Origin of the sequence: Aminobacter sp. HY435, from assembly GCF_027568395.1 — a bacterium.
GTDB lineage: Bacteria > Pseudomonadota > Alphaproteobacteria > Rhizobiales > Rhizobiaceae > Aminobacter.
In genome coordinates this window covers 177,590-191,467 of sequence record NZ_JANKZL010000010.1, presented here as the reverse complement: position 1 = coordinate 191,467, position 13,878 = coordinate 177,590, and the positions used below count along the sequence as shown (strand labels likewise).

The following is a 13,878-nucleotide window of genomic DNA, read 5'->3' as shown; positions in this document are numbered from 1 at the left end:
TGGCCAGGGCGCCGTGCGTCCGCACAAAGGACGCTCTACCTTATTGAGTTGGCGCATCGTGCCTTCCGAAAACCGGGTCCGATTTTCGGGCCGATGTGCTAGTGCGGGAACCCGTGTTCCTCGACGATCTTCCAGATCTGACGGTTGATCCCCTGAATCGCCTCGATGGACGAGCCGATGCGCTGCATCTCTTCGTCATCGAGTTCCTCGTGCTTGCCGTAGCGTACCGCATCCTTGCCGTCGAAAATGCGCATCAACTGGGTGCTGGCGCGCGTCCCGGTTTCATCGAATGAATAGATGCAATGGCTGTATTTGTTGCGCAGCTTTCCCTGATGGGTCAGTTGGTCTGCCACCGTCAGGACGGCGTCCCGGCAGGCTTGTGGCGTCTTCGCCATCTTGGCCAGGCGCTCGACAAGATCGAGCCGGGCACGCGTGGTATTGAGTGTCAGGAAAATGATGATCGCCGTTTCCTTGTCGACTTCGGCAAGGCCGGCGATCAGATGGATGAGCAGGCTTTCAGTGTTGGTCCAAGTATAGTTGAGCTGGCCAACGATCAGCAGGACATCATTAAAGCGCGGCATCTTTTCCTCATGCCGAAAGCTGTTGCGCTTTCGGGGCACCCCCATCACCACGCGAGTTGAGTGTGTCCCTGCGCCGGTGGAAGATCGCTGCCGCCTCGGTTCGATTGTGCGCGCCGAGCTTGGTGATGATGTTGTGCAAGTGGATCTTCACCGTGTGCTCGGAAAGCCCAAGGGCGGCGGCAATCAGCTTGTTCTGCAGGCCACGGGCGACCATGCCCAGGATCTGCAACTCGCGTTCCGTCAGCTCGTCGAAGTCGTCTGCATCGGCATCCTGCCTGAGATGCGAATTAGGCGCTCCTTCAAGGTCGACGCCGCCGGAAATCGTTGGCCCGTGCGCCATGATCGGCTCAAACAGCGACAGCGGGAAATATTCCCCGCCACGCAAGACCAGCCGTACCACCGAAAGCCATACATCCAGCTTGAGATTCATCGGCAACACGCCACGGACATTGCGCGCGGTCACGACATCGCGGATCGATATCTGCTGTCGGCCATCCTCCTGGATCAGCATGATCTGAGCTGCCGGATGCAGATGCGCCAGCTGCTCGGAGTTTCCAGCCACCTGGGGCAATTGCTCGGCATCAAGCAGGATCAGCGACACCGGCGATCCGAAGTCCGTACAGGCCTCGCTCAATGCCGATATCTGCTCCACGGAGATCCAGGGAAACTCCCGCTCGATGGCAAAGATCAGACTCTCCGACACGAAATCCGCCGGAGCGACAATCAAGAGTGTTTTGCAAGACTTTGACGCCGAACTACCCACCCCGGCAGCGCGGCGAACGCTGGAAACAGCCACCCGATACATGTGACACCCACCCTGTGCACGAAACCATGTGTTCCCTCCCCGTGTGCCGCATGACGGGAATAATTGAGAACATATACCTCTCGTTAATGTTTCGGTATAAGCAAGACGAGCTATTTAAGGCTCCGCAATAGCACCATCGGCGCCATCTGGCCCTTCCAGCACCTAGCCCGACCGATGATGTGCAGCACTGGGGCGAGCCCGTCCGATCGATCTGCAGGTTCACTTTCGGCCAGCGTCCAAGTAATCGGAGCATTGCCCGCCTTCTTGCAAATGCTTCGCAATCGAACGCCAGAAATCGGCTGCAAGATATCTCGCAGCGCCGTGGCTGTTAGTGTCTAGCTCACCATTGCAGTATCTGACGCTGATCGCCCGAACAGCCTAGCGCGAACTGTCAGCTTACAATTTTCCAGCACCAGCCACAGACTTTGCCGGTTCCAACAGCCCGGGCGGGGCGTAGGAGGGACGCAATCGGCGTCGATTTCGGCCAGGTTTCCAAGCCGTTTCTTCACGCGATTGTGATCCCCAAAGCCCCCCTCGGCACAGGTCGAGGAGAGCATCACCGAACCAAAGCCTTCCGGATTACCCGCTGTCAGTCCCCTCAGCAGGCAGTCCATCAGTGCATCACAGTCCACCAGTGCATCATCTGAATTGGAAAACAGAGGTCTGACTGCAAGACGTCCAAAGCCGCGTGAGAGATGACAGCGGTTCGACAGTCTCAGTCTTTTAACCGAGGACAAGACGATGACTGAACGCAACTCCAACAATCTGAATGCATTTGGCCTGCAATTCGTCGGCAACGATATCGACTTCGGCGGCGATAGCGAAAACAAGAACGAAAACGAGAACAAGAACGAAAATAAGAACGAAAACGAGTCAAAGAACGAGAATAAGAACGAATCGGAAAACAAGAACGAAAACGAGTCGAAGAACGAAAACGAAAATAAGAACGAGTCGGAAAACAAGAACGAGAACGAGTCAAAGAACGAAAACGAAAACAAGAATGAGAACGAATCCAAGAACGAGAATGTCAACGTAAACAAGAATGAGACCAAGGTCGACGTTGACGTCGACGTTGACCTCAAGGTTGACGGCCGTCTTGGCGACTACAAGGAAGACAATGATTTTGCCGACATCGACGCCAAGGGCGACATCAGCGATGTGGTGTTCAGCAAGGATGGCGACATCCACTACGATCCAGGCGACGATATCTCCTTCAAGGACATCCTCAACAATTCGCTCGGCGGCGCCAACAGCAACGGCTTCGTGATCAACCAAGTCGCCAACATGACGGACAACGACAAGCTTGAACACGCGACCGTCAAGAACGACGCCCCGATCGACCTCGACTTTACGGCCAAGGGTGGCCATTCCTCGTCGGGCACCGGCATTGACTCTGGTGGCGGTGGCGGCGAAGGCGGCAACGCCAAGGGCGGCGAAGCCAAGGGCGGCGACGGCGGCGACAGCAAGGGCGGCGACGCCGACGGCGGCAAGGGCGACGGCGGCCTGGCATTGAGCGCTGCCTTGGGTGGCGATTCGAAGGGCGACACCACGGCCAAGGGCGGCGAAAGCGACGGCGGCAAGGCCGATTCCAGCGCAGACGGCGGCAAGGGCGACGGCGGCAACAGTGGCAACGGCGGAGCTGGCCTCGGCCTCGGCCTCGGCCTCGGCCTGGGCGCTGGCTTGGGCGCAGCTGAGTCCGGCGACGCCAAGGGCGACGGCGGCAATGCCAAGTCCGACGGCGGCGATGCCACAGCCGACTCCGGCGACAGCGGCAATGCTGGCAACGGCGGCAACACCGGCAATACCGAAGGCGGCGACGCCCACGGTCATGGCGGCGATGGCATCGATGCCTTTGTTCCCATCATTCCGGTCCTGAACTTCGGCGCGGGCGGCGACGGCGACGCGGACGCCGGCAATGCCAAGGCCGACGCGGGCAACGGCGGAACCAGCGGCGGTACCGGCAGCGCAGACGCAGACGGTGGCAATGCCAGGTCCGATGCCGGTGACGCGAACAACGACACCGGGCACGCGCTTGGCGTCGGCATCGGATACGGCGACGGCGACGGCGACGGCACGGGCAGTGGCGGCGGCAGCGGCGGCGGCGGTTCCGGTACTGGCGGCTCGGCCACGAGCGGCGCAGCAACCGGCGGCGGAAGCACAGGCGGCGCTGCCTGGGCCTATGGTGACGGCGACGGTGGCAATTCGCTCAGCGGTGCCTGGGCGGATGGCGAAGGCGGAAATGCTACCGGCGGCGCCGCGGGAGCTACAGGCGGCGGCGGCAGCGCCTCGTTGGGCGACATCTGGGGCGGCGCTGGCGGAGCCGGCGGGGCCGGTGGAATGTGGGGATCGCACAATGGTGACGACGGTTATGTCACCGGCGAGAGCCACTCCAGCGCCGACGCCGTTATCGACACCAGCGCGTTCAACCAGCAGATCGTGATGGGCGCCAACCTGCAAGGCAACACGGTCGACATGACCGTGGTCGGCGGCAGCTATACCCACACGCTTGCTGGCGAAGACGGCAGCGACCACAGCAACACCTAGCCGGCAACCACCCTGGCTTCGCCTCGCGCGAAGCCAGGCAAGCTGGACTGCGCGGGTAACCCCCGCGCAGTCTTTTCCATGGCCGGTGGAGCACCAAAAAGCCTCACCGCGCCTGAACTCCGGGCGGAGGCACTTCAATGTATGTTGGGTATTTCGACAAGGTCACAGAGGCGATCACGCACTTTATCGGACTGTTCGAAATGGCGAGTGAGGAGGCCCGCCTCAAGCAGGCCTACTACGAGTTCAAAGCCCAACAGAAGGCCGACGAGCAACTCCCCGAGCATGAGACCAGTTCGGCCAAGTTCGACGCACCCCACACCCTCGAAGACTTCGATCCGAGCGTTCGCTATATCGGCGTGAGGCCGGAAATCGAACAGATCACCGTCTGGTCGAAAGTATCGTTCACTCCTCCCGACATTCCGAACCTCAAGGGTCCCCATCTCTATCCTGACGGTCACCAGATCGCGGGCACATCAGGTTCCGGCGGCATGGTGCTGCCTCAAATTGAGCCACCTGGCTCCATAGTGGCCATCATCAACCAGGAAATCCGGCTTTCGGACGACGACTATGTCGGCTTTGGCGGAAGCGGGCTGAAGTTCACGCCGCTTCCCGCCGACGACACGCCTTTGAGCGACATGCGGCAGGCGGCGGCGGATATTTCGCCGATAGACGATCTGGTGTTGCCTGGGACGACAGAGGACATGGCGACCTTTGTGACCACGGCCGCGGAGCGTTTCGGCAGTTTCGATCCCGACGCCCACGACGGCGCCGACATCTTTTCCATCAAGGGCGAGGTGCTCGAAGGCACCTATTTCAACGGCCAGCTTATTGACGAAGCCGATACGCCTCAGCTTAAGGACCATGTCGACTACCTCAAGGACCACAGCGAAGACCAGCCAGGACCGGACGGTCCGCTCGACATCGATACATCACCCGAGTCCAGCGACTTCATGGAAGGCTGGGGCAACGGCATGGTCAGCAGCAGCGTCGAGGTCACGACAGGCGGCAACACCGTCATCAACAACGCGGTGGTGATTGGCGAAAGTGTCCAGGCCCAGGTCATGGCCGTGATGGGCAACCAGATTTCGTTGAACGCGATCGTTCAGATCAACGGCACCTGCGACGCCGACAGCGTCAGCTCAGCCGTTGGCGGATGGCCTTTTGGCGCCGGCGGCGATGCCGACCAGAGCTTCAACATTGCCATGTTCAAGCACATCGACCCATCGGCGGATGATGCGCCTGTCGACCCTACCGCCGGCTTCCCGGCCTTCTACGTCGTGACCGAAATCTCGGGCGACCTCATCATCATGAACTGGATCAACCAGTATGCCTTCATGTCCGACAACGACGTCTGCATTGCGTCCTCTTCAGGCGTGCAATCGGTCGTTTCGACCGGCGACAACACCGCCTACAACAGCGTCGACCTGAATGAGCTTGGCAACTACTACGACCTGATCATCGTCGGCGGCAACGTCTACGATGCCAGCATCATTCATCAACTCAACCTGCTGCTCGACAACGATACGATCGGCGCGCTTTCAGGTTTCGAAACATCCGGCGAAGGTTCGGTCTCGACCCAGGGCAACCTGCTGTGGAACCAGGCCGCAATCATCAACGTCGGCACCACGACGAGTGACCCGTTGCCGGACGGCTACAACACGGCGGCGGCAAACCTGGCTGGCGGCAAGCACGAATTGCCCCAATCGATTCTGGACGACCCCGCATTCGCCGGCACCGGCATGTTGCGGGTGCTGTACATCTCCGGCGACATCTACAATCTGCAATACATCAAGCAGACCACCGTCGTCGGCGACAGCGACCAGGTGGCGCTGGCGATGAACCAGGTGCTGGCAAATCCCGAGGCGGATTGGACAATCGCCACCGGCGACAACCAACTTGTCAACTATGCCACAATCGTGGACGTCGACCCCGCAGCCAAGGTCTATGTCGGCGGCGACACCTATTCGGACGAGGTTCTGATCCAGGCTGAGCTTGTGCCCAGCACACCTGACCTGGGCGCGCAGAACCCCGACATCCTCGTCAGCGAGGCAGTCGCGTTTCTCGGCGACGATACCGAAGCGGACGGTACCGCGCAGCAGGATCCTCATATCGCTCCGCAACCCGCCGATTCCGGATCGGCTGACGTCATGCAGCACATGCTCGGCTGAGCCGGTCGGAGGGACGGAAAGATGACTGACGATCGGGATCATGGCTGGGGTGAGTTCCAGAACATACCGGAAAACGTCGACAGCGATGACCGGTCGCCGACAGGGTCACATCCGCGCCAGACGGAAGCACGCCAGAGCCCGCAAGCCAGGCTTTCCAAAGCCGTAGCGCCCCAGGAAAAGGCACTCGACCGGTTGGAGCGCTACATCGACAACGTTGTCGGCGAATTGCGCGACGCAGCCGCGGACGAGCCACAAGTCAGGCGGCCGGCCGCGCAAGACGACCAGATAGCACCGCAACCCTTCTCGGGTCCGCCGACGCCCAAGGATCGGCCAACTGCACAGGCTCTTCCGGCTGCCCCCACACCTATCGAGCCACCAGCAGCCCAGCCCCAGCCGACACCTCGCGCGGCCAATCCTGAGCCTCTGATCATCCCTCCGGAAAGCCCGATACCGGCGCAGCGTGCCGAGTCGGCGCTGCAGGGCGGCGCCGAGCCTGCAGAGCGGCGGCATGCCAGCCACCGCGCGGCTCCCGAAACGCCACCAGTCGCCAGTCATGCCGAGGACGAGCCTACGCCGCCCTCCACGACGGCCAATCCCGCGACGGCCGCGTCATCGGCGGCGGAGGCGACGGCGCGCCCGGACATGCGGGTTGCCGATCCCCAGGAGCCGACAAAAGCCGAGATGAAGGACAAGTCCGTCCCGGTCGGCAAGATCATCGAAGCCGACAACGGCCCGATCAAGGCCAAGGAAAAATTGCCTGACACCAACGGCCCCACCGGCGGCGGCGTCGACGATGGCGGCGGTGGTGGCGGCGGCGGGGGGGGTGGTGGCGGCATCTTCCACAAGCGTCTCGGGCCTGTCGACTTCTCCGCTTCGCTGAAAAACGGACTCAAGGCCGTCAAGCGCAACCTGCTTGTCGTGATGCTGTTTACGCTGGCCAGCAACGTTCTCGTGCTCGCAATCCCCCTTTACCTCTTCCAGATATCCGACCGTGTCCTGACCAGCCGATCGCTCGACACGTTGATCATGCTGACGATCGTCATCGTTGGCGCCGTGCTGCTGCAAACGACATTCGACGCCATCCGCCGCATCATCCTCATGCGCACGGCCGTCGAGGTCGCAGCGCAGCTGGGCGCGCCGATCCTCAGTGCCGCGGCGCGCGCATCGCTGCACAGCAACGGTCGCGAGTACCAGACGCTGAGCGACCTGCAGCAACTTCGCTCATTTCTGGTTTCGGGAACGCTGCTGACCCTGCTCGACGCGCCCCTGGCGCCGCTGTTCGTCCTGGCCGTTTTCCTGGTGCATCCGCATCTCGGCTTCATCGTCATCACCACCTCGCTGATCCTGCTGGTCATCACGATCATTAACCAGCGTTCGACCGCGGCTCCCTTCAGCGAGGCCAACAGCCATCAGAGCAAGGCAAACCTGCATCTCGACTCGATGTCGCGGAATTCGCAGATCATCAATGCTCTGGCGATGATCCCGGAGGCGGTGCGCATCTGGGGCAAGGATACGGCGAGTTCGTTGCGCGCGCAGGTCATTGCCCAGGACCGTAATATCGCATTCTCCGCGACATCCAAGGCAACTCGCCTGCTGACGCAGGTCGCGATGCTCGGCTGGGGCGCGCACCTGGCGCTCGAAGGCCATCTCAGCGGCGGTATGGTGATTGCTGCCTCGATCATTGCCAGTCGCGCGCTTGGCCCCATCGAAGGGGCTATCGAAGGCTGGAACCAGGTTATCCAATCGCGTGCCGCCTATGACCGGATTGCGAGCCTCCTGCAGACCTCGCCGCTCAATTTCGAACGGCTCAACCTGCCGCGCCCCGAGGGCAGACTGGACGTGGAACGGCTGCTTTTCGTGCCCCAGGGCACCAAGCGTGTTGTCCTCAACGGCATCACATTTGCACTCGCCCCAGGAGATTCCCTCGCCGTCATCGGCAACTCGGGAGCTGGCAAGACGACGCTCGGCAAGATGTTGGTCGGATCGATCCTGCCGACTTCCGGCAATGTCCGCCTGGACCTGATGGACCTGCGCAACTGGGATCAGCGTCAATTCGGCGAGAACATCGGCTACCTACCCCAGGACGTCCAGCTGTTCCCGGCATCGATCAAGGCAAACATCGGCCGCATGCGCGAGGACGCCACCGACGCCCAGATATACGAGGCGGCGCAACTGGCGGACGTGCACGAAATGATCGCCACTTTGCCGCACGGTTACGAGACGCTCGTTGCCGCCGATGGCGCGCCGCTGTCCGGTGGCCAGAAACAGCGCATCGCGCTTGCCCGCGCCTTCTTCGGCAATCCGCGCATGGTGGTTCTGGACGAGCCGAATTCAAATCTCGACGCGGCCGGCGACGCGGCCCTTGCCCGCGCGCTTCAGCATGCCAAAGCCAACAAGATCACCGTCATCACCATTACGCAACGCCCCGCGCTTTTGCAGAGCGTCGACAAGATCCTGCTTCTGGTCAACGGAACCGTCGCCTTGTTCGGGCAGCGGCAGGACGTTCTCCAGGCGCTGGCGCAGCGCGGTCTCAGCATCGAAGGCGGCTCCTTCGGCCATCAGATTCCATAGGCGGACACAATGAGCGACATCGCCAAAGTCCACGATCTCGAATGGTACTCGGACGTGCCACGCTCGATAGGCAAGCAAACGAAGGTCGGCCTGTTGCTGATCGCGCTTACTTTCGGTGGGTTCGGCACCTGGGCCTTTACCGCCCCCCTTGCCGCAGCAATCATTGCGCAGGGTTCCTTCGTTGCCTCGGGTCAGAACAAGGTGATCCAGCACCTCGAAGGCGGCATCATCAAGGAACTGCTGGTCAGCGAAGGCGATCACGTCAGTGTCAATCAACCCCTGGTCCGGCTGGATGAAACTGCTGCGAAAGCCGCTGAACAACAGCTTTTCCTGCGCCAGATACGACTTGACGCGATTGCCGCCCGGCTGACAGCCGAAGTTGCCCAGGCTTCGGAGATTTCCTATCCAAAGGACGTCATGGACAACATGAATGACCCCGAGATCAAGCCGATCATCGAGGGCCAGCAACTGAACTTCGATGCAGCGCGCAGCAAGCTGCAAAGTGAGATCGGCTTGCTTCAGCAGAACATCGCTGCCTTCCGCTACCGCGCCGACGGCTACCAGCAACAGCACGACGCCGTGCAGCGGCAGCTTGCCCTGATGCAGGAGGAATACACGGGCAAGAAGGCCCTGCTTGCCAAAGGTTTGCTGAGAGCGACCGAAATCAAGGCGATCCAGCGGGCCATGGCCGATGCCGAGGGCCAGATCGGGCGGCTGGCGGCGGAAGTTTCCGAGACCGGCGCCGAGATCATCAAGCTTGAGCAACAGATCGACCAGACCACCGAGGCCTACAAGCAGACTGCGCTCGAGCAATTGCAGGGTCTGGAAGGCGATCTCGACACGATCCGCGAGCAATTGCGCCAGGCCAAAAGCGTGCTCAACCGCGTGACGATCAACGCACCCGTCGCAGGCACCATTGTACGGATGTATTATCACACGGCAGGCGGCGTGATCGAAAGCGGCAAGCCGATCGTCGAAATCCTGCCCTCGGACGTTCCGCTGGTCATAGAGACACTGATTTCACGCACCGACATCGACAATGTCCGCGTCGGCCAGAACGCGACAGTCCGGCTGACCGCGCTCAACCGGCGCACCACGCCGGTGCTTGACGGCCAGGTGATTTACGTTTCGGCCGATGCGCTGCCGGACACGTCGGGGCCGGTGGCGCGCGAAGTCTATGTCGCGCGCATCAGCTTGCCTGCCAGCCAGATCACCCGCGTCCACAATTTTACGCCAACGCCGGGCATGCCAGCGGAGGTGCTGGTGCAGACCGAGGAGCGGACGTTCTTCAGATACCTGACCAAGCCGATCGCTGACAGCATGTCACGGGCATTCATGGAGAGATGAGAGGAAACAGGCCATGCCGAGGGGGGCACAGATGCACATCGACGTCATCACCGATCGCGAACAGCTGGAAAAGCTGCATGGGGACTGGGACCGGCTCTACGCCGAGGACCCCGAAGCCCAGTTGTTCATCTCCTGGAACTGGCTTGTTCCCTACATGCGCTCATACGCGGGCGCCTGGTTTGTGCTTGCGGCCCGCGCCGGCGAGACCGGCTCCCCCTATGTCGCGCTGATGCCGCTGCGGTTGCGTACCCGCATCAACAAGAGCTCCGGTCTCTACATCAATGAGATCAACATGGCCGGGAACAACGCCGCCGATTACACCGGCGCGATCTGCGCTCCGGAGCACGCCATCGCGGCGCTGCAGGCGTTTGGCCGACACGTCGCGCAAATGGGCTGGTCCAGGCTAAATCTCGAAAACCTGCGGATGTCGCGCGAGCGCATCTTCGCCTTCATCGGCCAATTTTCGCGGGAAACCTTCGAGATGCGCGAGTTCAGTCGCGTCAACGCGGTCGACAACGTCAACAACTGCCGCTGCTTCGCCGCGACCCTGCCGGATACGTTCGACAGTTACCTCGATACCGTGCTGAGTGCCAACACGCGACAAAAGCTGCGCCGCTTCCTGCGCAAGGTGGACGCGGGCGAATTGCGCATCGGTCGGGCCGAACCTGCGACCTACGAGCGCGATATCGACATGCTGCTTGACCTCTGGCGCATCAAATGGGGCGCCAGAAAAGGCGACCGGCTGCAGTCGATCCTGGTCAACAATCGCCGCGTACTGCGCGAGAGCTATCGCCATGGCACGCTCTACCTGCCGATGCTGTGGCAAGGCGAACGACTGCTCGGTGCACTCGCCATTTTCGTCGACCCGGTGAAGAAGGCGCTGCTGTTTTTCATGGCGGGCCGCGACGAAACGGTCAGCTCGATTCCGGTCGGCCTGATCCTCCACGGCCACTGCATCAGGCTCGCCATCGAGAACGGCTTCACCACCTACGACTTCCTGCGCGGTGACGAGCCATACAAACTCGCCTTCGGCGTGAGTGAGAGCCGCGTCGATTGCGCCATGATCCACACCAAGAGCGGCCGAAATGTCGGCGACCGGCTCGATCCGCGCTGCCTCAATGATGTCTTCGCGGAGGTCAGCCGCAGCCATCAAAAAGGCGAACTGGCGCAGGCCGATAGCGGCTATCGCCAGATCCTCGCAACCGACCCGCAGCATGCGCGCGCACTCTACGGTTTCGGACAGCTTCTGTCCTTCAAGGGCAATCATCGTGGCGCTCTGGGCCAATTCGAGACGCTGGCAGAAATCGCGCCCAACTCATGGAAAACTTGGTTCCGGGTCGGGATGGAACTGCAGGCGCTGTCTCGCCATATCGAAGCAGAGGATGCGTTCTTGCAGACGCTCGCGCTTGCGCCGGATTACGCCCCGGCACGGTTCGCGCTGGCCAAGAGCCTAGCAGCACTTGACCGGCGCAATGCCGCCATCGACGCGCTGTCGGGGCTGTTGGAGGATTTGCAGCTCGCGCCTCGCGACAGCACGTTGCACCTGAAGGCCGACGCCATGCTCAAGCGGCTGAAGCAGCAGGCAAAGCCGAGCTACATCAGGCTGAACCCTGCCCCGGTGCCGGCGGCCATGTCCACAATGGCATACTGATCAGATGAATGCTGTACACGACCGTGCCGCGGGCCACGCGGCAGCAACGGCAACTCATGCCTTCAGCAGCCACTCATGCTCTTTGGCATTGTGGAATTTCCAGGTCCGCTTCGGCCCGGCCATGACGTTGAGATAGTAGAGGTCGTAGCCGTGGCAGGTCGCGCACGGGTGATAGCCCTTGGGTACCAGCGTCACATCGCCGTCCTCCACCGCCATCGCCTCGTCGATCTCGCGATGGCCGGCATCGTTGAACTCGGTATAGACGCGCTGGAAGGCGAAGCCCTGCGGCGGGTTGAGCCGGTGATAGTAGGTCTCCTCCAGCAGCGATTCAGCGGGAAGGTTGTCCTCGTCGTGCTTGTGCGGCGGATAGCTCGACGTGTTGCCGCCGGGCGTGATCACCTCGACCACCAGCAGCGAATCCGCAGGCTCCCCTTCCGGCAGGATGTTGGTGACGTAGCGCGTGTTGGAGCCCTTGCCGCGCGTCTCCTGCTGCACGTCGTCGGGGCCGATCACCCGCACCGGCAGGTTGCCGCCGAGACCAGGCGCGCTGCATATTGCCAACTCCAGATCGGTTTCGGCCCTGACAGACCAGTCGCCGCCCGCCGGCACGTAGACCGACCATGGCTTGCCCTCGAAGGGCGACATGCGCTCGCCCAGCGTTCCCAAGTCGTCTTCGCCGACCCGCACATGCGCCTTGCCTGAAACCAGCACAAGGCAGGTTTCGCGATCGGCAGACCAGTCGCCATAGGTATCGCCCGGTTCAAGCCTGTGCAGGTCGAAGCCGACATAGGTCCACCCGGCACTTTCGGGCGTGACATGCGTCACCCGGCCGGTACCGTGCTTCGGCTTGATCAGCAGTTTCGACATCTCGTCACTCCTTGTCGGTGGCGGCGTCGTCGCCGGGCTTGTAGGCGATGAGGAACTGGTAGGCACCGAGCGCCGCCATGCCGCCTGCGAGCGTGCCCCAGAAGGCCGATCCGGTGGCGAACTCGAAGATCGACCAGGCAGCGCAGAAGCCGACCAGCGCTATGCGCCTCCACAACGGGCGAAGGAACGGATGGTTCTGGTCCTGCATCAAATGCTCGCTGTCTCGCCGATCAACATCCACGGATCGTAACCGGCAAGGACCCTGCGCTCAAGCATTCGGAAAACCTTGGGTCTCAACGGTGTAGCCGGCCGCGGTCATCACCCGCATCAGCTCGGCATGGCCGACCTCAGCCATTTTCAGCGGCGGATTTTTCCTCGGATCCTGCTCGGCCTCGACGACGAACCAGCCCTCATAGCCATGGTCGGCGAATTTCTGCACGATCGCGCCGAAGTCGAGCGACCCGTCGCCGGGCACGGTAAAAGCGCCGAGCGCCACCGCGTCGAGGAACGACTGCCTGGTCCAGTCGAGCGCCTTGATGACGTCCATGCGCACGTCCTTCACATGCACATGGCTGATGCGCTTGTGGTGGTTGTCGATTGCGCGCAGCACATCGCCGCCGGCAAAGGCGAGATGACCGGCGTCGAGCAACAGCGGGATGCCCTCGCCCGAATGCTTCATGAAGGCGTCGAGCTCATGCTCGAACTGCACCACCGCAGCCATGTGGTGATGGTAGGACAGCGGCATGCCCTGCCCGGCGCACCATTCTCCGAACGTGGTCAGCTTGCGGGCATAGGCCTTCATCTCGTCGTCGGACAGCACAGCCTTGCCCGCCAGCGGCTTCGAGCGGTCGCCCTGGATCGAGCGGCCGACCTCGCCATAGACGATGCAGGGTGCGTCGACCGCCTTGAACAGCTCGATCATCGGCTGGATGCGGTCCTTGTTGGCCGAAAGATCCTCATTGACCAGCGTGCCGGAAAACCAGCCGCCGCACAAAGTCACGTCGGCCTTTTTCAGGATCGGCAGCATCTCCTCCGGCGTGCTCGGGAAACGTCGCCCCTGCTCCATGCCGGTGAAGCCGGCCGTGCGCGACTGCCGAAGGCATTCCTCCAGCGACACGTCATCGCTCAGTTCCGCAAGATCGTCGTTCCACCACGCGATGGGGGACATGCCCAGTTTGGCTTTCACTTCAATTCTCCAGCTTTTTACCTCCCCCTTGTGGGGAGGTCGCGCCGCAGGCGCGGATGGGGGTAATGATGAAAGAGCGCGACGCCGGGCACCCCCACCCCCGTCGCTTCGCGCTGAACCTTTGCGCCGCCCCGTGTCAGCTGAGGTAACGCCGTTCC

The 13,878-nt window shown here is 61.9% G+C and carries 10 protein-coding genes; 5 read left to right on the top strand and 5 right to left on the bottom strand.

From position 1 onward, the window contains the following. Window positions 1–98 precede the first annotated feature (98 nt). Together PCJ21_RS16305 and PCJ21_RS16300 are read right to left on the bottom strand one after the other, a co-directional pair. Window positions 99–581 carry a hypothetical protein gene (locus PCJ21_RS16305; RefSeq protein WP_269932467.1) on the bottom strand — a complete coding sequence of 161 codons (483 nt, stop codon included), beginning with the start codon at window positions 579–581 and terminating at the stop codon, window positions 99–101. Window positions 582–588: 7 nt separating this feature from the next. Continuing rightward, window positions 589–1,284: a helix-turn-helix transcriptional regulator gene (locus PCJ21_RS16300; protein WP_269932466.1), complete on the bottom strand. Its 696-nt coding sequence runs from the start codon at window positions 1,282–1,284 to the stop codon at window positions 589–591. An 843-nt stretch (window positions 1,285–2,127) separates the two neighbouring features. Here PCJ21_RS16300 and PCJ21_RS16295 point away from each other — a divergent pair. The 5 genes from PCJ21_RS16295 (at window position 2,128) to PCJ21_RS16275 (ending at window position 11,667) form a co-directional block, all read left to right on the top strand. Continuing rightward, window positions 2,128–3,930, top strand: coding sequence for a hypothetical protein (locus PCJ21_RS16295; protein WP_269932465.1), 1,803 nt, complete (start codon window positions 2,128–2,130; stop codon window positions 3,928–3,930). A gap of 137 nt (window positions 3,931–4,067) precedes the next feature. Beyond that, window positions 4,068–6,098: a type I secretion protein gene (locus PCJ21_RS16290; RefSeq protein WP_269932464.1), complete on the top strand. Its 2,031-nt coding sequence runs from the start codon at window positions 4,068–4,070 to the stop codon at window positions 6,096–6,098. A gap of 21 nt (window positions 6,099–6,119) precedes the next feature. Then, a complete protein-coding gene (locus tag PCJ21_RS16285; RefSeq protein ID WP_269932463.1) occupies window positions 6,120–8,669 on the top strand; it encodes a type I secretion system permease/ATPase in 2,550 nt (849 codons plus the stop codon). Between the two features lie 9 nt (window positions 8,670–8,678). Further along, complete coding sequence (locus tag PCJ21_RS16280) at window positions 8,679–10,016, top strand: HlyD family type I secretion periplasmic adaptor subunit (RefSeq protein WP_269932462.1); 1,338 nt, start codon at window positions 8,679–8,681, stop codon at window positions 10,014–10,016. Between the two features lie 13 nt (window positions 10,017–10,029). Further along, window positions 10,030–11,667 (top strand): GNAT family N-acetyltransferase, encoded by a 1,638-nt coding sequence (locus PCJ21_RS16275; RefSeq protein WP_269932461.1) that lies wholly within the window; start codon window positions 10,030–10,032, stop codon window positions 11,665–11,667. A gap of 54 nt (window positions 11,668–11,721) precedes the next feature. Here the strand turns inward: PCJ21_RS16275 and iolB are convergent, their stop codons facing one another. Genes iolB through iolE form a run of 3 tightly spaced genes read right to left on the bottom strand, consistent with a single transcriptional unit; the run spans window position 11,722 to window position 13,720 of the window. Next, entirely contained in the window at window positions 11,722–12,534 is an 813-nt protein-coding gene (gene iolB, locus PCJ21_RS16270; protein WP_269932460.1) for a 5-deoxy-glucuronate isomerase, read from the bottom strand. 4 nt (window positions 12,535–12,538) lie between these two features. Continuing rightward, window positions 12,539–12,742, bottom strand: a complete 204-nt coding sequence (locus tag PCJ21_RS16265) for a DUF3329 domain-containing protein (protein WP_269932459.1) — start codon at window positions 12,740–12,742, stop codon at window positions 12,539–12,541. 60 nt (window positions 12,743–12,802) lie between these two features. Then, window positions 12,803–13,720: a myo-inosose-2 dehydratase gene (gene iolE / locus PCJ21_RS16260; RefSeq protein ID WP_269932458.1), complete on the bottom strand. Its 918-nt coding sequence runs from the start codon at window positions 13,718–13,720 to the stop codon at window positions 12,803–12,805. Between the last annotated feature and the right edge of the window lie 158 nt (window positions 13,721–13,878).

Excerpts from the sequence above, each read along its gene's own strand:
- PCJ21_RS16295 (WP_269932465.1), top strand. The coding sequence starts at position 2,128 with ATGACTGAACGCAACTCCAACAATCTGAATGCATTTGGCCTGCAATTC.
- PCJ21_RS16275 (WP_269932461.1), top strand. The coding sequence starts at position 10,030 with ATGCCGAGGGGGGCACAGATGCACATCGACGTCATCACCGATCGCGAA.
- PCJ21_RS16290 (WP_269932464.1), top strand. The coding sequence starts at position 4,068 with ATGTATGTTGGGTATTTCGACAAGGTCACAGAGGCGATCACGCACTTT.
- PCJ21_RS16265 (WP_269932459.1), bottom strand. The coding sequence starts at position 12,742 with ATGCAGGACCAGAACCATCCGTTCCTTCGCCCGTTGTGGAGGCGCATA.
- iolB (WP_269932460.1), bottom strand. The coding sequence starts at position 12,534 with ATGTCGAAACTGCTGATCAAGCCGAAGCACGGTACCGGCCGGGTGACG.
- PCJ21_RS16285 (WP_269932463.1), top strand. The coding sequence starts at position 6,120 with ATGACTGACGATCGGGATCATGGCTGGGGTGAGTTCCAGAACATACCG.
- PCJ21_RS16280 (WP_269932462.1), top strand. The coding sequence starts at position 8,679 with ATGAGCGACATCGCCAAAGTCCACGATCTCGAATGGTACTCGGACGTG.
- PCJ21_RS16305 (WP_269932467.1), bottom strand. The coding sequence starts at position 581 with ATGCCGCGCTTTAATGATGTCCTGCTGATCGTTGGCCAGCTCAACTAT.